This is a genomic window from Micromonospora sp. C51, assembly GCF_018070435.1.
Classification (GTDB): domain Bacteria; phylum Actinomycetota; class Actinomycetes; order Mycobacteriales; family Micromonosporaceae; genus Micromonospora; species Micromonospora sediminimaris.
In genome coordinates, this window is sequence record NZ_JAGPXQ010000001.1 from 436,573 (window position 1) to 456,823 (window position 20,251).

10 protein-coding genes are annotated in these 20,251 nt (G+C 71.0%); 2 read left to right on the forward strand and 8 right to left on the reverse strand.

The genetic code is table 11. The features are described from left to right. Positions 1-208: 208 nt before the first annotated feature. Together KBX50_RS02050 and KBX50_RS02055 are read left to right on the forward strand one after the other, a co-directional pair. Entirely contained in the window at positions 209-1,612 is a 1,404-nt protein-coding gene (locus KBX50_RS02050; protein WP_210934074.1) for an MFS transporter, read from the forward strand. A gap of 223 nt (positions 1,613-1,835) precedes the next feature. Next, the gene (locus KBX50_RS02055; protein ID WP_210934076.1) at positions 1,836-2,675 is read left to right on the forward strand and encodes a TetR/AcrR family transcriptional regulator; all 840 of its coding nucleotides are present in this window, start codon (positions 1,836-1,838) and stop codon (positions 2,673-2,675) included. Positions 2,676-2,853: 178 nt separating this feature from the next. On the opposite strand, the gene asnB is transcribed toward KBX50_RS02055, so the two are convergent. From asnB to KBX50_RS02095, 8 genes are all read right to left on the reverse strand, one after another. Next, on the reverse strand, positions 2,854-4,695 hold the full coding sequence (gene asnB, locus KBX50_RS02060) for an asparagine synthase (glutamine-hydrolyzing) (RefSeq protein ID WP_210934077.1): 1,842 nt from the start codon (positions 4,693-4,695) through the stop codon (positions 2,854-2,856). A gap of 47 nt (positions 4,696-4,742) precedes the next feature. After that, positions 4,743-5,531 (reverse strand): thioesterase II family protein, encoded by a 789-nt coding sequence (locus tag KBX50_RS02065; protein WP_210934078.1) that lies wholly within the window; start codon positions 5,529-5,531, stop codon positions 4,743-4,745. Positions 5,532-5,540: 9 nt separating this feature from the next. Then, positions 5,541-7,256, reverse strand: coding sequence for an ABC transporter ATP-binding protein (locus tag KBX50_RS02070; protein ID WP_210934079.1), 1,716 nt, complete (start codon positions 7,254-7,256; stop codon positions 5,541-5,543). Next, on the reverse strand, positions 7,253-9,019 hold the full coding sequence (locus KBX50_RS02075; protein ID WP_210934080.1) for an ABC transporter ATP-binding protein: 1,767 nt from the start codon (positions 9,017-9,019) through the stop codon (positions 7,253-7,255). The genes KBX50_RS02070 and KBX50_RS02075 overlap by 4 nt, the downstream gene beginning before the upstream one ends. 142 nt (positions 9,020-9,161) lie before the next feature. Next, entirely contained in the window at positions 9,162-10,265 is a 1,104-nt protein-coding gene (locus KBX50_RS02080; RefSeq protein ID WP_210934082.1) for a Gfo/Idh/MocA family oxidoreductase, read from the reverse strand. A gap of 20 nt (positions 10,266-10,285) precedes the next feature. Next, positions 10,286-14,605: a non-ribosomal peptide synthetase gene (locus KBX50_RS02085; protein ID WP_210934084.1), complete on the reverse strand. Its 4,320-nt coding sequence runs from the start codon at positions 14,603-14,605 to the stop codon at positions 10,286-10,288. After that, complete coding sequence (locus KBX50_RS02090; protein WP_210934086.1) at positions 14,602-19,155, reverse strand: non-ribosomal peptide synthetase; 4,554 nt, start codon at positions 19,153-19,155, stop codon at positions 14,602-14,604. Before KBX50_RS02090 ends, KBX50_RS02085 begins: the two co-directional genes overlap by 4 nt. Before the next feature lie 220 nt (positions 19,156-19,375). Beyond that, positions 19,376-20,239 (reverse strand): alpha/beta hydrolase, encoded by an 864-nt coding sequence (locus tag KBX50_RS02095; RefSeq protein WP_210934088.1) that lies wholly within the window; start codon positions 20,237-20,239, stop codon positions 19,376-19,378. Positions 20,240-20,251 lie beyond the last annotated feature (12 nt).

Consider the following 20,251-nt stretch of genomic DNA (forward strand, 5'->3'; position numbering starts at 1 on the left):
CATCATGCCCCCTCCACCAACCGGGTTGCTTCCACGTGACGCGCTAGACAGCGGACCACGGCCGATGTTAATTTCAGAACGCGTTCGAAAAGTCGGACGCTACCCGTCACTACGACAGAGGACCGGTTTTGCGGTGACGAACAAGGCATTAGTCAACGGACAATCAGCAGTCGACCGGGGTGCCCGGCCAGGGCTCACCCTGGCCGCGGTGGCCGTCGTGCAGTTCATGGTTTCGCTGGACCTGTCAGTCGTGAACCTCGGTCTCCCGGAGATCGCCGAGAGCCTCGGCTTCAGCGAACTGGGTCTGACCTGGGTGATCCACGCCTACGCCCTGGCCTTCGGTGGGCTGCTCCTGCTCGGCGGCAAGATCGCCGACCGGTACGGCCACAAGCGGATCCTGCTCATCGGGCTTGTCGTCTTCGGCATCGCCTCCCTCGCGGGCGGTTTCGCCGACGTACCGGGCCACCTGGTGGCTGCCCGCGTCGCACAGGGTGTCGGGGCCGCCATGCTGGCGCCCGCCGCGCTGGCGTTGCTGACCGCGACCTTCCCGAGCGGCAAGGCCCGGGTGAAGGCGTTCGGCGTGTGGGCCGCGATGAACGCCGCGGGCGGCGCCCTCGGCGTTCTGATCGGCGGCGTGCTCACCGAGTACGCCGGCTGGGAGTGGGTGATGTGGGTCAGCGCTCCGATGGCCGCGCTCGCCATGGTCCTGACCTGGCGTGGCATCGCCAGGGATCTGCCGGTCGCGCCCGAAGGCCGGCCGGACGTGCTTGGCGCTCTCCTGGCCACCGGCGGCATGACGCTGCTGGTGCTCGGCATCGTCCGTACGGACCGGTACGCGTGGAGTTCGATGGTCACCCTCAGCACCCTGGCGGCGGCCGTCGTGCTGCTCGTCGCGTTCGTCTATGTCGAGCGGACCACCACCCGCGATCCCCTGGTCCGGGTCGGCCTGTTGGCCAACCGCTCGGTCGCGGGCGCGAACACCTACAACCTCATCTTCGGCGCCACCATGGCCTCGGCCTTCTACTTCGTCTCGCTCTACCTACAGCGGGTGCTCGGCACCAGCCCGGCGGAGACCGGGCTGAAGTTCCTGCCACTGGCGATCGGCGTGGTCGTCGGCTCCGTCATCGCCATCAAGCTCGGCTACAAGGTGCCCGCCCGCACCCTGATGATCGCGGGCGCGCTGGTGAGCGCGGTCGGATTCGCCGGGTTCGGCATGATCGACTCCGACGGCTCGTTCCTCGCTGACGTCCTCGTCCCGTCGGTGATCGCCAGTGTCGGCTTCGGGCTCTGCCTCGGGCCGATGGTCTCCACCGCCACGCACGGGGTCGCTCAACACGAGACCGGCACGGCGTCCAGCCTGTTGAACAGCTCCCGCCAGATCGGTGCCGCGCTCGGGCTCGCCGCGCTCAGCACCGCCGCCTTCGAGTACTCCGGCAAGGAGGGCACGCCCAGCGCGCTCAGCGACGGGTACGCCTTCGCCCTGACCCTCGGCGCCGGGCTCTGGATCGTCGCCGCCGTCATCGCGCTCGTCGTGCTCCCCCGCGTCAATCCGGCAGCCCAGGCCGAGCAGGACGACCGCGAGCTGGTCGACGTACCGGAAAAGGCGGTCTGACCGACGGCCGGTACGTCATGAGCGGCCCACTCGGTGACGGCCAGGGGCGGCACGCGACAACACACGTGTCGGGTGCCGCCCCTGGCCGGACAACACACCGTCGCCGGACTCGCGTGCCCGCACACGGTCGTCCCACCGGCCCCGGAAGTCCGGCCCGGGCCCGGTCCCGCGACCCGGCGGCCGCCCTGCAACGTGGGGGGTGCCGCAGCTGAAGGATGGGAAAATGCCCGCAAATGTACCCCGCAGCCGGCGCGTCGGTCGACCACCACGCCTGTCTCTGGAAGCGATCATCGACGCGGCGACCCGGATCCTGCAGGACGAAGGACTGGAGCGGCTGTCGATGCGCCGCCTGGCGAACGAACTGGGCAGCGCCCCGATGGCGCTCTACCACCACATCCGCGACAAGGACGAACTGCTGGTCCAGGTGATGGAGTCGCAGGCCCGGGACATCTCCCGGCCGGCCCTGCCCGCCGATCCCCGGGAACGGCTGATCGCCGCTTCGGTCCTGCTCTACGACGTCCTCGCCGAACGTCCCTGGATCGTCGAGGTGTTGAGCAGCGACAACCTGATCGGCCCGTCGGCGCTGTGGATCGTGGAGGAGATGCTGGACGCCGCGATCGACTATGGCCATTCCGCCGACGAGGCACACCACGTCTACCGCACGATCTGGTACTACATCGTCGGGAACCTGATCATCCGGGTAGCCAGCTCCCGCCGCCGCGCTTGCGCCGGCACCGCCCACCAGGACGAGGTCATCGCCCAGCTGACCGCCGACACACACCCATGTTTGGCGACGATCGCCGACCGATGGGCCGACCTCAACGCGCGGGAGACCCACCAACGGGCGCTGGCGGCGATCGTCGACGGCCTGCTGCCGGCGCGCAGCTCAGTCAAGCCGCAGCGCACCGGAGTGCACACCGCCCCCGTGGCCGCCACGAAGAGGCCAGACCGGCAGGACACCGTCGATCCGAGCCAGTTGGAGCTGTTCATCTCGTTGTGCATCCCGCCCTACGGTTCTCCGGCGGAGTTCAGCGTGAGCTGGTACCCCGCCCTGCGCACCTGATAGCGCGGCCTGGGCGGCGCGGTGGCCGGGAATGTCGGCCGTCAGCCGGCTGTCGGCGACACAGATATGTCAGTGAGACATGATCATGTCTCACTGACATACCGCGCCCACCGAAGTGCGCCTCCCGGCCCAGCCGCCGCGCCGCAGACGGCGTGCCCGGTCGGCCTCTGGCAAGCGCCTAGAGCCGCAGCTGAGGCGAGTGCAGATCCAACCAGGTGTGCAGGTCGAGCACCCGTTCCAGCGCACCACGCATCGCCACCGGCATTCGCGTCGGGTCATGCGCCACGGCCTGTTGGGCCCAGTTCCGGTCGATCAACGCGAACACCTTCGCTTCCCGGTCGGCCACCAACTCCTTCACCTGCTGTTGGAGGATTCCCGCGTACGCCGGATTCTGAGTCGACGGGTACGGGCTCTTGACCCGCTCCACCACCGACCGGGGCAGTACATGGGCGGCGGCCTGACGCAGCAGGCTCTTCTCCCGACCGTCGGAGACCTTCATGGACCAGGGCGTGTTGTAGACGTACTCGACGAGACGGTGGTCGCAGAACGGCACCCGCACCTCGAGCCCCACCGCCATCGACAGCCGGTCCTTGCGGTCGAGCAGGGCCCGCACGAACCGCGTCAGGTGCAGGTGACAGGCGATCCGCATGCGTCGCTCCGCCGCGGACTCCCCGTCCAGGTGCTCCACCTCGGCGAGCGCCGCAGCGTACTGATCCGCCGTGTAGGTGCCGACGTCGAGCCGCGCGCGCAGGCCCGCTTCGATGTGATCAGTACGGCCCGGCAGGGTCAGCGGCGGGATCACGGTCATCCACGGGAACGTGCCGGCGTTCAACGCCGCCTCGTGATGGAACCACGGGTACCCGGCGAACACCTCGTCCGCCGCCTCCCCTGACAACGCCACAGTGGAGTGCTGCCGGATCGCCTTGAACAGCAGGTACAGCGACAGATCGAGATCGCCGAAGCCGTTCGGGATGTCGCGGGCGGCCACCGCGGCGCGCCGCACCGCGGGGTCGGACAGGTCGGCCGGGTCGAGCACCACGTCCCGGTGTGCCGACCCGACGTGGGCCACCACGTCGCGTACGAACGGCGAATCCGGGGTGTCACGCATCTCGTCGGGTACGAAGTTGTCCTCCTGGCCGACGAAGTCCACCGAGAAGCTGCGCACCTGCTCACCCCGCAAACCGAGCCGCTGCGCAGCGATGGAGGTGATCGCGCTGGAGTCCAGGCCGCCGGAGAGCAGGACGCACTGCGGCACGTCGGAGATCAGCTGGTGGTCGATCACGTCGGTGAGCAGGTCACGTATCCGGGCCACGGTGTCGTCGAGGCTGTCGGTGTGCTCGACCGCGCGCAGGCGCCAGTAGACGCGCTGCCTGATCCCGGCGCGATCCACCGTGACCAGCGCCCCGGGCAGTACCTCGTGCATGCCCTTCCACAGCGCCCACCCGGGTGCCTTCGTCTGGGCGAACAGCTCACGCAGCCCGTCGGTGTCCACCACCTTGGGCGCCAGCGGGTTCGCCAGAATCGCCTTGGGCTCGGAACCGAACAGGACGCCGTCCGGCGTCGGGTAGTAGAACAGCGGCTTGATCCCCATCCGGTCACGCACGAGGAGCAACTTCTGGTCACGCTCGTCCCAGACCGCGAAGGCGTACATGCCCTCCAGATGGTCCACGACGCTTTCCGCCCACTGCAGATACCCGTGGAGCACGACCTCGGTGTCGCTCTCGGTCCGGAAGGTGTGCCCGAGCGCCGTGAGCCGTTCGCGTAGCTCCCGGAAGTTGTAGACCTCGCCCGAGTAGACCAGAGCCACCTCACCGGCGGGCGTACCCACGCTCATCGGCTGTACTCCGCCGGGCAGGTCGATGACCGCGAGGCGCCGGTGTCCCAGCGCGGCGTGCGTACGCACGAACGTCCCTCGGTCGTCCGGCCCCCGGCAGGCCATGGTCTCGGTCATCGCGTCGAGCGTTTCCCGCTGGCGCGTCAGATCGGCGTCGAACGATACCCAGCCGGCAATACCACACATATCGTCCTCATTCCACTCGTGTCGTGGGCGATGCTCGTCGGTCCGGGTCAAGGGGTGGACGGCCACGGCACCGCCGACGTGGCGGAGATCGCGCGGGCACGCGCCGTGAGGAGCTCGACCACCGCGTCACGGTGCTCGTCCAGGTAGAAGTGGCCGCCAGGAAAGACGTGGAGCTCACACGGGCCGTCGGTGGCGTCGTGCCAGCCGGTGGCCTCGGCGGCGGTGACCTCCGGATCCCGGTCGCCGTGGAGCACGGTGACCGGTGCCCGCAGCCGCATCCCGGGCAGCGGCCGGTACGTTTCGCTCAGGCGATAGTCGGACCGGATGACCGGAAGAAACGCCTGAATGAGCACCGGGTTGTCGAGGATGTCCAGGTGGGTCGCCTCGGTGCGGCGCAACTCCTCGATCAGCTCGTCGTCGCTGCCGAGATGCACCTGACCCGGTCTGGCCAGGTGCGGCGCGGGATGCCCGGACACCACAAGCGCCGCCGGCGGGTCACCCGCCGCCGTGAGACGGCGGGCGACTTCGTACGCGACGACCGCGCCCATGCTGTGCCCGAACAAGACGGTCGGCGTCGGCGGCCCCGCCAACGGCAGGTCCGCCGCGAGGGTGTCAACCAGACCACGCATGTCCGCGGGAACCGGTTCGGCGAACCGGTCCTCCCGACCTGGGTACTGCACGGCGAGGAACTCGATGTCCCAGGGCGCGGATGTGATCCACGGACGGTAGTAGCTCGCGCTGCCTCCACCGTGCGGAAACAGCACCACGCGGGCACGGGCGTAGGGCCGGGGAGCGAGCCTGCGTAAGGCCCCCGCGACCAGCTCACCGGCTGACATCTGGGCAGCTCATTCGCTCGTGCCGGAGACCATGGAAAGGCTCCAGAAATCGGCGTAGCGACCGCCACGACGCAGCAACTCGTCGTGGCTGCCCTCCTCGACGAACTGTCCATCATCGATGAAGACGACGCGGTCGGCGCGTTCGACGGTCCGCATCCGGTGCGCGACCATGACCACCGTCCGACCTGCCATCAGACGTTCGATGCCGTCGTGGACGGCCGCCTCGTTCACCGGGTCGAGTGCCGAGGTCACCTCGTCGAGCAGCACGATCGGCGCGTCCTTCAACAGTGCCCGCGCGATCGAGACCCGCTGACGCTCCCCACCGGAGAGCGACGCGCCGCCTTCGCCGACATTCGCGGCCCATCCACCGGGCAGCCGCTCGACGACCTCGTCGAGCCGCGCGGCGGTCGCCGCCGCCCGCACCTCGGCGTCGCTGGCGTCGGGCCGACCGAGCCGTACGTTCTCCTCGATCGTGCCGTCGAAGAGGTAGACGTCCTGGAAGACGATGGCGATCTGTGCCATCAACACGGCCGGGTCGATCTGTCGGACGTCGACACCGCCCACCCGCACCGCTCCCGACTCCGCGTCGTAGAACCGGGCGATCAGCTGGAGCAGCGTGCTCTTGCCCGCGCCGGACGGACCGACCACGGCCAACCGCTGCCCCTGCGGCACCGACAGCGACACCCCGTCGAACACGGTGCGATCGCCGTGGCGGAACGTGACCGCGTCGAACTCCAGGTCGAACCGCTGTGGCCGGACCGGCTGGTCTGCTTCGGGCAGCGGCTCGGTGCGCAGCACCTTGTCGAGCCGGTCCAGCTCGGCACGGGCGGTACGCAGCTTGCCGCCGATGTCGGACAGGGACAGCAGCGGGTCGGCACTTCGGGCCGCGAGCACCAGAATGGACAGCACCTCCGCGGCGCCGAGGTCGCCGTCGAGCGCGAGATAGGTCCCCAGGACCAGTACGGTGGTGAAGACGGCCTGCACGATGACCGTCAGACCCACCGCGCCCGGCAGCACCGACATCGTCTGCCGGCGGGAGGCCCGCTCCACGCCCTGCAGCGCGTCGTCGAGCAGGCTGAACCGCTCGCCACTGCGGCCACCGGCCCGCAGCACCGGCTGGCTTTGGAGATACTCGATGACCCGGGCGCTGGCCTCGTTGTTGCGCGCGGCGTTGTCGGCGTCGTTGGCGGCCATCAACCGCGCGGTCCAGCGCTGGGTCAGCACCACGAGCGGCGCCGCCACCAGCGCGGCCAGCCCGAGCTGCCAGTTGAACACCGTGATCACGGCAACGATCGTCAGCGGCGTCACGCAGGCGGAGATGAACGGCCCGAGCAGGTGCGCCGACACGCCCATCGCCGCGAGCAGGCCACGGCTGGCCATGACCGACACCTCGCCCACCCGGGCGGCGTTGTACCAGCCGATGGGCAACCGGGCCAGGTGTTCGCCGAGGCCGTGGTACATGCCCCGGAGCATCGTGGTCCCGACGCGCATGCCGGACAGATCACTGACATACCGCAGCACCGCGTAGACCGCGACGGAGACCCCGAACGCGATCAGCCACGGCCAGGCGTCCGACGGGGTGTCCCCGAACAGGGCCCGCAGCACGGGCACCAGCAACGCGTAGAGCAGACCCTCCAGCACGGCGGTCACCGTCATCAGGGCGACCGTACGACGCATCGGCTTGGCGTACTGGTCGCCGAGCACCCGCAACAACATTCTGATCATCGGGAAAGGTCTCCTTGCAGTACACCAGCGCGGGCTTCGCTGTCGTCGGCGACGGCCGACTGCTGGGTCCGCCAGAAGGCGGCGAACTTTCCGTCCTGGGCGAGCAGGTCGGTCGGTCTGCCCTGCTCGACGACCGCCCCGTCCTCCAGCATCACGACGAGGTCGGCGTCGGCGATGGTCTCCAGACGGTGAGCGATGACCAGGACGGTCCGGTCGCGCAGCGTCGCCAGCGTCTGCCGTACCGCCTGGTCGGTCTGCGGGTCCGCGAAGGCGGTCGCCTCGTCCAGGACCAGCACGGGCGTGTCGGCGGCCAGGGCCCGCGCGATGGCGATGCGTTGCGCCTCACCGCCGGAGAGCTTGACCTCCTCGCCGATCACGGTCTCGTAACCACGGGGCAACGCGAGTACGCGGTCGTGGATGTGCGCCAGTTGGGCGGCGCGCATCACGTCCTCGGTGGTCGCGTGCGGAACCGCCAGCGCGATGTTGTCCGCGACCGACGCACGCAGCAGCCGGACGTCCTGGAGGACGAAGGAAACTCGACGGTAGAGCTCTCGGCTGTCGATCTCGCGCAGATCGACGCCACCGAGGCGCACCGAGCCGTCCGTCGGGTCGAAGAACCGGGGCAGCAGTTGCACCAGAGTGGACTTTCCGCTGCCGGACGGCCCGACCACCGCGGTGAGCGTGCCCGGTTCCAGCGTCAGGTCGATCCCGCGCAGCACCTCGGGGCCGTCGTCGTCATAGCTGAACCGGACGTCCCGCAGCTCCACCCGATTGTCCTGCGGGACGGCCGGACGCGCGGGCTGCGGCAGCGCCCCCACCCCGAGAACCTCTCGGATACGGCTCACCGCACGGCCGGCTGCCTGCATGTCGTCGAAGCCGTGGCCGAGGGCCGCGACCGGAGCGGTCAGCCCGAGCCCGAGCAGCAGGAAGGGCAGCAGGTCCACCGGGGCCATGTCGCCGGAGGTGATCCGCACCGTGCCGCCGATCAGCACCACCAGCAGCACGAAGGGCGGCGACAGCGCCAACTGCATGCCGGCGGCGACGGCGGAGACGCCGCGTACCCAGCGGGTGAAGATGTCGACGAACTCATCGGCGGCGGTGAGGAACTTGCGGTGGGCACGCTCGGAGCCGCCGAACGCCTTGACCACGGCGATGCCCTGCACGAACTCGACGACGGAGGTGGCGATGCGGCCCATCGCCGCGTCGAAGTTCTGCTGCTCGCGGGTACGCGCCGGAGTCATCAGCAACGGAACGTGCGCGATGGCCAGCACCACGGGGATCAGGGTGATCAGGGTGAGCCGCCAGTCGACGGTCAGCAGGTAGACCAGCGACACCAACGGCACGACGAAGGCGGAGACCAGCTCGCCGGGAGCGTGGGCGATGAACGGGTGCACCGCGGCGACGTCGTCACCGACCACCTTCGCCAACTCGCCGCTGCGGCGGCGGGAGAGCCAACCGATGGGCGCCTGCCCGAGGCTGCGGGCCAGCGCCCGGCGCAGCGACAGCTGCACCTTGCCGTCGAGGACATGACCGAGCCCCGACGACGCGCCGGTGAAGACCAGTCGGACGAACAGACCGATCGCACCGAGGATCACGAAGGTCCACACCCGGTCGGTGTCAACCGGACCGGGCGACAGCAGGGCGCGCCCCAGCTCGATCACCGCGAACAGCGGTGCCAGCCCGGCGACGGCACCGATGACCTGCAGGACCACGACGACCGCGAAACTCGGGGCATGGGCGCGCAGCAACGGCCCCGTGTTCACCGGCTGCCGTCCCGTGGGAGTGCCTCCCGATGACGGCGTGGACTGCTCTCCTGCCTCAACGGAGTGGGTCGCACTCATCGCTCTCCCGTCCCTATTTTCAAACATGTTCGAGAATTACTCTACCCCGAACCCATCCGCCGAGCTACCGTGAACCGGCATGCCGCGAATGAACAGGATGTGGCGCGCCGCAGAGATCGGTGACCACCAGCGGGTCACCCGGATCCGGGGCAGCCACCTCGGGGTAGCCGAGGGCCTCGGTCAGCTCCTTCCACGCGGTCGCGACGGCCAGGTGTCGCTGGCCGCCCCGTAACGGGTCCACGCCCGCGTCGATCCGGTCACGCAGGTCGTCGAGGGCAGTCAGCACTCCGTCCCCCCACAGCTCGCGCACCACGTGCGACCAGGTGGGTGTCTCGGCCGGGCCCACGTAGTCCGCGGTGGGTCCGAGCACGTCCGACCACCGCGTGTCGGTGGCCGCCACGCCCGTGAGGAAGACGCCCGCCGGATCCGCCGGGGTACGCAGCACCGGATTCCACAGCACCGGACCATGGGTGTTGGCCAGCATCAGGTTGCCGGCGTCGGTGCCGACGGTGACCCGGTGCAACAGCAGACTCGTACTGTCGTCGCCCGCCTGCAACCGGTTCTCCACCCGCAGCGTCAGCGGCACCCCGGCGACCTGCCCGTCCACGCTGGTCAGCGGCCGGCCGGTCCGGCTGCCGACAGCCGCCAACGACCACGGCCGCAGCCCGTCGAAGACCTCGGCGAGGATGTCCAGCAGGTCGAAGCAGACCTGCACCGCACACACCGCGTCGACGAAGACCGGCTTGCGCAGCCGGACCAGCGTGCGGGCGGCGGAGATGAACTGCCGGACCGGCTCCACATGCGGGTAGAAGGTGTTGACCACGTACTGGGCACCGGCGCGGCGGGCCGCCCGCAGGCAGTCCGCCAGCTCCGCCGGGTGCACCGGATGTTCCTGAAGCACGTGGATGCCACGGTCGAGCAGTGCCTTGGCCAGCTCGACACCCGGCCCACCGCCGACCGCGGTCGACACCACGACGCAAGCGGCGTCGATGTCACGGGGCAGGTGGGCGACCGAGGAGTACAGCGGGACGCCGTACTCCTTCGCCAACGCCACCGACCGGGTGCTGCCCCGGGCCAGGATGCCGGCGAGTTCGAACCGCTCCGGGGCGCGGGCCATGGCCGACAGGTAGACCTGGCCGAACCGCGTACCGCACACGACGACGCGCATCGGGCCGGACGGAGGGCCGCTCATCGGCCAGCCGCCAGCGTCGCGACCACCGTCGCCACCTGCGACGGCTGGAGACAACTGAAATGGTCGCCGGGGACGTCGACGACCGTCAGCTCGCCGAGACAGACCTCCGGCCAGAAGCGGGTCGCCTCGGCGCCGGCCCCCGGCAGCAGGTCCCTGGCCACCGTGGGCCGCAGAAGGGTGACGTCTGCGGCGTAGGGCTCGGGCTCGTGCCGCGCCACTGCCTGGAGGGTCCGCACGAAAAGGGTGTGGGCCGCCGCCACCCGCTCCGGTCCGCCCCACGCCGGGTCCCGCTCGGCGACAGCCTGATGCAGTTGCGCATGTCTTTCGGCGGTGGGGCGCCGCCCGAGGGCGCGAACCCGCTCGGCGACCGCTGTCAGCTGCTCGTCGCCGGTCAGTCGCCCGAGCGCACCCGCCGGCACCACTCCCGGCGAGTCCGCCAGCACGGTCGTGATCGCCCGGTGGACGACCACCTCGTCGGCGGGCCAGCCGAGGGCCGCCGGGTCGATGCCGGCCGCCCGCGCGAAGGTGTAGTCCTGTACGAGTTCGTCGTCCACCCGGTACGGAACGCGGTGTCCGGACAGGACCGTCAGTCGCACCGTCGTCCCGGCCTCGCTCAGCGTCCTGGCCAGTTCCAGGGCGATCGAGGCACCGAGGCAGTAGCCGATCAGCTCGACGTCGTCGAAGCCGGCGGCCCGTATCTCACCCGCGTAGCGTACGGCCAGGTCCTCGACCAGGGTGGCGCCGTCGATCTCGCCGGTCGCGCCGCTGTCCGGCGTCACGAGCCCGAACACCGGCCCGCCCGCGCCGAGCCCGGCGGCCAGGGCCCGCAGCGCCGTGAGGGTACCCGTGCCGTCGTGCACGAGCAGCCGCACCGGCCCCTGGGCCACGCCGCCGAGCGGGACCAGTGACGACCGTCGAACCGTGGCTGCCGCCACCGGCTCCGGTGCCGCCTCCGACGCCAAGCGCGCCGCCAGGCCCGCGACCGTCGGCTCGTCGAGCAGGGCGCGCAGCAGTACGTCGAACGGGAACCGGGCGGCCTCGGGCAGCTGTTCACGCAGTTGCCCGACGAACCGCGCGGCCAGCAGCGAGTTGCCGCCCGCGTCGAAGAACCCCAGCTCCCGGCTCGGCGGCGGGCCACCGAGCACCTCACCCCACAGCTGAGCGAGGTGCTGTTCGACTCCCGGACGTGGCGGTTCGGTCCGCCCGCCGGGCACGGCGGCCGGCGGGGGCGTCGACTCCAGCAGCCGCTTGCGGTCGACCTTTCCGTTCGCGGTCAGCGGCAGCGCCTCGACGACGCGTACCCGCGCGGGCACCATGTACGCGGGCAGCCGCTCGGCCACCCACGCGACGACCTCGGCGGGGTCGACAGTGCCGGGCGGTCGCTGCGGTACCACGAACGCGACAAGTGCGCGTTCGAGCGTGTCGGCGCCGGACGCCAGGACCACGCAGGTGCTGACCGAGGGGTGCTCGCCGAGGACCGCCTCGATCTCGCCCAGCTCTATCCGGTGGCCACGGATCTTGACCTGCTGGTCGGCCCGGCCGAGGAACTCGATCTCCCCGTCGGGAAGGTAGCGACCCAGGTCACCGGTGCGGTACAGCCGCTCCCCCGTCTCCGGGTGATGGATGAAGCGCTCGGCGGTGCGCACCGGGTCGTTGAGGTAGCCGTCCGCCAGCCCGACTCCCGCGATGAACAGTTCACCGGCGACCAGATCGGGACGGTCGCGCAGCGCGGAGTCGAGCACGTGGAAGCGTTGGTTCGCCAACGGCAGTCCGTACGGGATGCTGCGCCAGTGTGGATCGACCGTCCGGATGCGGTGGTAGTTCGACCAGATCGCCGCCTCCGTGGCGCCGCCGAGGCTGACCAGTTCGGCGTCGGGCACGTGCCGTGCGGCGTGTCCCGGCAGCGACAGCGGGATCCAGTCTCCGGACAACAGCGCCAGGCGCAGGCTGGAGAGGACGGCGGGTTCCACGTCCAGGTAGTGCATCAGCATCTGCAACTGCGCGGGAACCGAGTTCCACAGCGTGACACCGTGCGCGGCCACCATCGCCGCCCAGTGTGACGGGTCGCCACGGCGCGCCGGGTCGGGCAGCACCAGCGCGGCGCCACGGGCGGGCGGACCGAACAGGTCGTAGACGGACAGGTCGAAACTCAACGCGGCGAGCCCGAGAACCCGGTCGGAACCGGTGACGTCGAAGCGCTCGTTGATGTCGTGCACCGTGTTGGTGGCGGCCCGGTGGCTGATCATCACACCCTTGGGCGTCCCGGTCGAACCCGAGGTGTGCATGACGTAGGCCAGTCCGGTCTGCTCCGGCCCGGCCGGGATCTCCGGCAGCGGCACCGGCGGCGCGTCGGTCACATCGACGCCGGCGACCTCGGCCGGCAGCGTACCGACCGACGCGCCCGCGACCACCGCGAACCGGGCGCCGCTGTCGACGAGGATGCGGTCCCGGCGCACGGCGGGCTGACCGATGTCCACGGGTACGTAGGCGCCGCCGGCGAGGAGCACACCGAGCACCCCCACGACCTGCTCGCACGACTTGTCGATCAGGACGCCGACGAGGTCGCCGGGCCGGCATCCCGCGACGCGCAACCGTTCGGCGACCCCGGCCGCGCGGGCCAGCCAGTCCCCGTAGGTCATCGACCCGGCGGCGTCGATGACCGCCACCCGGTCCGGATGCTCGCGCGCGTAGGCGACCAGCGGCTCGTGCAGCAGGCCAGCCGGCACGGGCGCGTCGGTCGCGTTCGCGGCGGTCCGCCGGGCGCGCTGGGCGCTCGGCAGCGGCTGCGGATCGACCGCCGCCCACGTGGTGTCGTCGGTGGCCAACTGGTGCAGCAGGTGCACGAACGCGGCGAACATCTCGTCCACCAGGTGGTCGGGGAAGACTCCGTCCCGGACATCCCAGTTCATGTCCAGACCACCGAACTGGTCGCCCACCTGGCAGTCGATCCACACCTGCGGGGTCTGGCTGACCCCGTACACCGGCCTCGGTCTGCGGCCGGCCACCGACGGTTCGCCGCCACCGACCCCGATCGCGCCGGTGAACACCACCGGCAGCACCGCCGCGGCGTCGCGGCCACGACGCCGGGCGAGCTCGCGCAGCACCTCCACGCCGCTGAACAGCCGGTGGTCGAGGTCGTCGAACACCCGCTCGCCGAGGGCACGCGCCCGGTCGGCGAAGCTCGTGCGCTCGGGGCGCTCCACGGCGAGCACGCTCAGCGAGGTGAAGTCGCCGAGCAGGTGGTCGACGTGCGGATGCAGCGGCATCCGGTTGAGTACCGGCAGCCCGACGCAGAACCGGTCGTTGCCGCTCCAGCGACCGATCGTCTCCGTGTAGGCGGCCAGCACGGCGTTGGCGGGGGTGATGCCGTGTCCGGCGGCGCGCGCCTTCAGTGACCGCCACACCCGGTCGTCGACGGTGGCCGCCAGGCGACGGAACCGCGCCGGTGCGGTGACCGGGTCGTGGTCGTCGCGTAGCGGAAGCGCCGGGGCGCCGGGCAGTTCGTCGACGCGCGCCAGCCAGTACGCGCGGTCCCGGCTGTACCGGTCGGTGTCCCGCAGCCGGCGCTCGGCGAGGACGTAGTCCCGGAAGGTGGCCTCCAGCGGGGGCAGGACGCAGTCCGGCTGCCGGTAGCGGCGGTCGAGTTCGGCCAGCACGCGTTGCAGGCTGAGCCAGTCCAACGCCATGAAGTCCACGGAGACGTGCAGCACGCTACGGTCGGCGGTCAGGGTGAGGCGCAGCTCGTACATCGGCCGCTCGCCGGTGGGGTGTACCCGGTGGGACAGCTCGTCGCGCACCCCGGCGATCGTCTGTCGGACGGCGTCGGCCGGCGCCCCGCGCAGGTCAGTCACCGTGAGGCCGGTGCGCGGTGGCGCGGGCAGCACCCGCTGGGAGCCGTCCTCCTGGATGACCGTCCGCAGGGCGTCGTGGCGGCGTACCAGGCCGTCCCACGCCTGCCGCATCCGCTCCGGGTCGATGTCCGCCGGGTACTCGAACTCCTGGTAGAGGTGGCAGGAGACGCCGCCGTAGGCGAAGGCCGGGTTGCGTCCGAAGAGGTAGGCCGACTGGATGTCGGTCAGCGCAAAGGGCTCGTCCCGCGCCTCCGGCTGGTCCCGCCACACCGGGTCGAGCTGCTCGGCGGCGTTGCCGGTGGTGTCGGACATGCTGGCCAGCAGCTCGGCCTTGCTCTGCCGCAGCCGGGTGAGAAGCTCGTCGGTCATGCTGCCACGGGGAGCACGGAACCGCAGCTGGTGACCCTCCCGCCAGACCCGGATACCGGCGCTGGCGAACTCGTCGAGCAGATCGCTGGCGTTCACACCGCACCCTCTTCGAATTCCTCGGTGGTGTCCCAGCCGGCGGGCCTCGTCCCACCCGTCGCATCACGCAGCTCGTCGATGAGCGCGCTCAACCCGGCGACCGTCGCCGCACGCATGACATCGCGCATGGGTAGGTCGACGCCCCACACCCCGCGTACCTCGGCGACGAAACGGGTGGCGAGCAGGCTGTCGCCGCCGAGCCGGAAGAAGTTCTCGTCGCGGCCCACCGCGTCCAGGCCGAGCAGCTTGGCCCAACGGTCGGCGACGAACGCCTCGGTGCCGCCCCTCGGCGGGGCGCCCACGTCGCGTGGACGGTCGACCGCCTGTTCGAGGACCACCTGGATCCGTCGCCTGTCGACCTTGCCGTTGACGCTGAGCGGCAGCCCGGGCAGCACAGCGACATGGGCGGGCACCATGTGCTCGGGCAGCCGGTCCTCGGCCCACTGACGCAACCGGTCCGGGTCCACTCCGCCGGTGGCGGCGGGCCGGTCCGCGGTCAGCAGGATCTCGCCGGTGGCCTCGGCGCGCAGTACCCGCACGTCACGCAGCCCAGCCGCGCTCAAGGCGCGCGTCCAACGCTCGGGACCGTGCAGCCAGCCGGCCGGCCCGTCACCGTCGAACCGGCCGGCACGCGCCTCGAGCGGCAGCGCGGTCACCAGGGCCAGCGGCGTCGGGAGGGCGCGTTCGAGCAGGTACAGCCGGCCGCCGGCGGCGAGCAGCAGCCCCATGGTCGCCGCCGCGGTCTCCGGGTCGGGCATCCGGTGCAGGACGTTGTTCGCCACGACGGCGTCGAAGGCGTGCACGTGCGGTGCGGCGATGGCGTCCGTACCCTGCACCGCGACCCGGACGCGGTGCCCGCGCTCACGCAGCGACGCCTCCGCCTTGGCCAGAGTCGGCCGGGCGGCCCCGAGCAGCGTGTACTCGGCCGCGTCCCGGGGCAGTGCCGCCAGCAGCCGAGCCGTGCCGCGACCGCTGTCGGGCTGCCACTCGGCCACCACGCGCGGTGCCGTGCCGCCACGTTCCGTCAGGTCGTGCGCGATGGCGGCGAGACACTCGGCCGTGGCGGGCATCAGGTCGTTGAGCGCCTCCGGGGCCAGTACCGGGTCGTCCAGCAACGCGGTGGCGTCGGCGGCACCGGACAGGATGGCCGAGTAGAGCGGCGCGGCCCACTCCAGGGCTGTCGTGACCGGTGCGAGGCGGGTGCCGATCGTGTTGTCCCGGATCCGCTTGACCCACCGCGCGTCCGTGACCTCGGCCCACCTCGGGCCGGGCGCGTACCCGTCGGGTGTGTCGGACAGGACGTCACGGCGCGCCAGGTAACCCAGCCAGACGTCCACCACCGGCCGTTGCCCGGCGCAGACCGTGGACGGTGGATCCGCCGGCTCGATCAGCGGTGCGACGACCTCGGCCAGCAGCACCTCCACCAGCTGATGTTCGAGCAGCAGCGGGTCGTCCTCGGTCGCCGCTCCGGTCACCGGTCGCAGGAACTCCTCGCCCGGTCGCCCGCTGCCGCGCTCGACGACCGGGAGACCGGAATCCGGCGTCGGCCCGCGCTCGACCACGGCGGCGACCACCTCGCGTCGGCCTTCGGTGACCACGACGGCGACGGCCTGAGCGACCTCGGGGTGTGCCTGAAGGCAGGACTCGATCTCGCCCAGCTCCACCCGGAAGCCGTTGATCTTCACCTGGTGGTCGAGCCGGCCCAGGAACTCCAGGTTGCCGTCGGGCCAGTACCGGCCCAGGTCGCCGGTGCGGTACCAGCGCTCGCCATCCACCACCGGGAAGCGGGCCGCGCTCAACTCGGTGTCGCCCCGGTAGCCCAGCGCCACCCCGGCGCCGCCGATCCACAACTCGCCGGGCACCCAGTCGGGGCAGTCCCGTCCGCGGCTGTCCACCACGCGGAACTTCTGGTTCCGCAGCGGCGTGCCGTACGGGATCGAGCGCCAGCCTGCCGGCACCTCGACGACCTCGAAGGAGTTCGACCAGATCGCCGCCTCCGTGGCGCCGCCGAGTGAGATGAAGCGGCACCGTCCGTCGGTCGCGCCGGCCAGTCTGCCGGGCAGGTCGAGCCCGATCCAGTCGCCGGAGAGCAGGGCGAGGCGCAGCGTGCCCGGAAGGTGGGCGTCGTCGGCGGCGGTGAGCAGCATGTCCAGCAGGGCGGGGACCGTGTTCCAGATGGTCACGCCGTGCCGGCGACACAACCCCAGCCACTCGGTGGCGTCGCGCCGGCCCGACTCGGGTACCAGCACCGCGGCGCCACCCACCGCGAGCAGCCCGAAGATGTCCCACACCGAGAGGTCGAAGTCCAGCGCGGACACCGCCAGGACCCGGTCTGCCGGACCAAGGTCGAACCGCTCGTTGATGTCCTCGACGGTGTTGACCGCCGCGCGGTGGGTGAGCTCGACGCCCTTGGGCAGGCCGGTCGAGCCCGACGTGAAGATCACGTACGCGGGGTCGTCGGGGTCGGCGGGCACCGGAGCGTCCAGCGGGTCGGCCTGCTCGGCGAGGTCGATGGTGAGGATCTCGGCAGCCACATCGGTCGGGCCCAGCAGCCCGCTGCCGTCGAGGACGATCCGGGCGCCGCTGAGTTCGAGGATGCGGGCCCGTCGCTCGGCGGGCTGGTCCACGCCGATCGGGACGTACGCCGCGCCGGCGGCGAGCACGCCGAGAACGGCGACGATCTGAGGTACGCCCTTGGGTGCCAGTACGGCCACGTACGAACCGCGACCCACCCCGCGCCCGGCCAGCGCCCCGGCGACGCGCAGGGCACGCGCGGCGAGTTCGTCGTGTGCCAGCACCCCCTGCTCCCCCCACAGCAGCGCGGGTCGCCCGGCCCGGTCACCCGCCTCGGCGAAGAACCGCGTGTGCAGTAGGTTCTCGGTCATCGCCCGGGTCGACGAGTTGACCGCCGCGCGCGTCCGCCGCGCTGCCGCCGGCAGCGCGATCTCCGGCAGCGCGCCCGTCCAGGCACCGGCGGCCAGCGCACGGACCAGCGTCTCGTACGCCGACACCATCTCGTCCAGCATGCCCTCGGGAAAGAGCGCCTCGACGGCGTCCCACACCAGGCGTACGGTGCCGTCGCTGGTGCGGTAGATCTGGTGGTCGAGCCAGATCTGCGGAGTCTGAGAGATCATCCACGTCGGTTCGCCGAACCGGGCGGCGAACTCCTCGGGGATCAGCGGCGCGGACAGGTCCACGGAGAAGACCACGGGCGCCGTGCGGGGCGACTCCGGATCAGCGCGGGTGAACTCGCGCAGCACATCGACGCCGGTGTACGCGGCGTGCCCGATGTCCTCGTGCATCTGCTTCTGCAGGGTGCGCGCGCGGTCGGCGAAACTGTCGCCGGAGAGGTCGACCTCCAGCAGCACCAGGCCGGAGAAGTCGCCCACCAGCCGGGGCATCTCGGGATGCACGTCGAGGTCGCGGTCGAACAGCGGAAGACTGAGCAGGAAGTGCTCGTCCCCGCTCCAGCGGCTCAGGACCGTGGCGTACGCGGTGGCCAGCACCGCTGCGGGGGTCAGTCCCGCCTCGCCGGCCCGACGCTCCAACTCCTGCCACTGGTCCACGGTGAGGTCGAAGAACCGACGGGCGAAGCGCTGCACGGTGACCGCGTCCGGATCGACCGCGAGGGGCAGCTTCGGCCCGCCGGGCAGCGCCGGCAGCCGCCGCTGCCAGTACGGGCGGGCCCGATCCCGTTCGGCGGCCCGGTTGCCTGCCTGCTCGGCGAGGTACCGACCGAAGGTGTAACCGACCTCGCCGAGAGCCTCCGGGTCGTCGTAGAGAACGACCAGCTCCGACAAGATCACCCGGAAACTGGCCAGGTCCACGGCCAGCAGATCGATGTTGAAGTGCAGCCGGTCCACCCCGTCGGGCAGCCGGGTGAGCTGCACGTCGATCACCTCGCCCCGGCCGACCTCCAGGATGCGGTGCGAGAGCCGGTCGCGCAGATCCAGCGCCGCGGCCGCCGCGTCACCGGCCGGACGGTCGCGGAAGTCGTGCACGGTCAGGCCGGGCCACACCGGCTCCGGCAGGATCTGCTGGGTCGCGTCGTCGGCGAACCGTGCCCGCAGCATCGGATGGCGGGCCAGCAACGCCCGGACCGCCCGTTCGAGGCGCCGCGCGTCCACTCCGGTGGACTCGAACTCGAGGTAGTTGTGGCAACCGACGCCGCCGAGCGCGTGGTCACCCGAGCGGCCGAACAGGTACGCCTGCTGCACCGGGGTCAGCGGGAAGGCTCGGTCCGGGTCGTGGCGGGCGATGTCGGCGGGTCGCGGGGGCGCTGCCGACTCGGTCGCGGTCACGGTGGGACCGACCAGGCCGACCCAGGCCGACAGCCGCGGGTCCGTGGCCAGCTGGGTGAACGTGACCTCGGCACCGGCGCCGTTGAGCCGGCTGGTCAGTCGCATCAGGTGCAGCGACTGCAGGCCCAGTTCGAACAGGTTGCTGTCATCGTCCGCCGTGGTCAGTTCCATGCCGAGCAGTTCGGACACCGCAGCGCGCAGGGCGTCCCGATCCGTCCCGGTGCCGCAGTCGGTGTTTTCCGCCACCATTCTCAAGCTCCCTTGCGCGCTATCGACTCCGCTGCGGAATGTTCGGTTCGAAAATGTCGACGGGCGGGATGTGAGATTGACGTCAGGCAAACCGGCGACATCAGCGCCGACACCTGAACCCGACCCTAACAGCAGCCCGCAGCACCGAGCAATCTGTCGCCACCCGGCGGGTGGCCGTGAATATCGTGGTCTCCGTCATGAGAAATGCACACCGGATCGACTACCGGTCCGCGTCGATCAGCTCGGTCAGCGAGTCACCCAGCATTGTGCCGCGGACGCCGAGATCGAAAGCCAGATCGAAGTGGTTCCGCGACGGCACGACGAGGTCGACCACCTGACCGCCGCCGGCCCGGACGGCGTCGACGAACTCCGTCTGCTGCCGGCCGAACTCGTCGGTCTCGTTCTCCCCCCTCGCGACGACCAGCGGCGGCAGCGGCGCCGGCAGCCGGTGGATCGGGCTGTAGGCGTGGGCCGTCTCCGGGTCCAGCCCCAGCGCCTCGTTCACGTATGTCCGGCGGACCGGCTCCAGGTCGTAGACGCCGCTGAGCAGGACCGCACCCGCCACCGCCCGATCGGGACGGTCTCCGTGCCGCCGCCAGCCGGGCTCGTCGAGCAGCGACATGACGGCCAGGTGCGCCCCCGCCGAGCACCCGCTCAGGTAGATCGATCCGGGGCTCGCCGGCAACTGGTCGGCGTTTCGGCAGATCCAGCGGACTCCCTCGGCGGCCATCTCGACGATCTCCGGAAGCCGGTACGCCGGCGCCAGGCCGTAGCCCAACGCCGCGACGGAGATTCCTCGTGGCACCAGGTCCAGCGCCATGAAGGCCGATTCGAGTCGGCTCAGCTCCTGCCAGTACCCACCATGGATGAACACGAACAGCGGACCGCCCGTCCCGGGCGCCGGGAAATAGTCGAGCAATTGCTCTGGTCGCGGCCCGTAACGCACACCGGAACGCACTTCGAGTCGGTTCCGGGCCAACGCGCTGCGTTCGGCGTACTCACGAAGGAAGACATTGATGTCCGCGACGCAGGAACTCGGCGAGTACTGAATGTCCAGGGTTCGTTGGTCGTAGGTCAGATACACGTCATTTTCGCT

Bases quoted from the DNA above. Each gene is read 5' to 3' on its own strand.
- KBX50_RS02055 (WP_210934076.1), top strand. From the start codon at position 1,836: ATGCCCGCAAATGTACCCCGCAGCCGGCGCGTCGGTCGACCACCACGC.
- asnB (WP_210934077.1), bottom strand. From the start codon at position 4,695: ATGTGTGGTATTGCCGGCTGGGTATCGTTCGACGCCGATCTGACGCGC.
- KBX50_RS02065 (WP_210934078.1), bottom strand. From the start codon at position 5,531: ATGTCAGCCGGTGAGCTGGTCGCGGGGGCCTTACGCAGGCTCGCTCCC.
- KBX50_RS02070 (WP_210934079.1), bottom strand. From the start codon at position 7,256: ATGATCAGAATGTTGTTGCGGGTGCTCGGCGACCAGTACGCCAAGCCG.
- KBX50_RS02080 (WP_210934082.1), bottom strand. From the start codon at position 10,265: ATGCGCGTCGTCGTGTGCGGTACGCGGTTCGGCCAGGTCTACCTGTCG.
- KBX50_RS02090 (WP_210934086.1), bottom strand. From the start codon at position 19,155: ATGGTGGCGGAAAACACCGACTGCGGCACCGGGACGGATCGGGACGCC.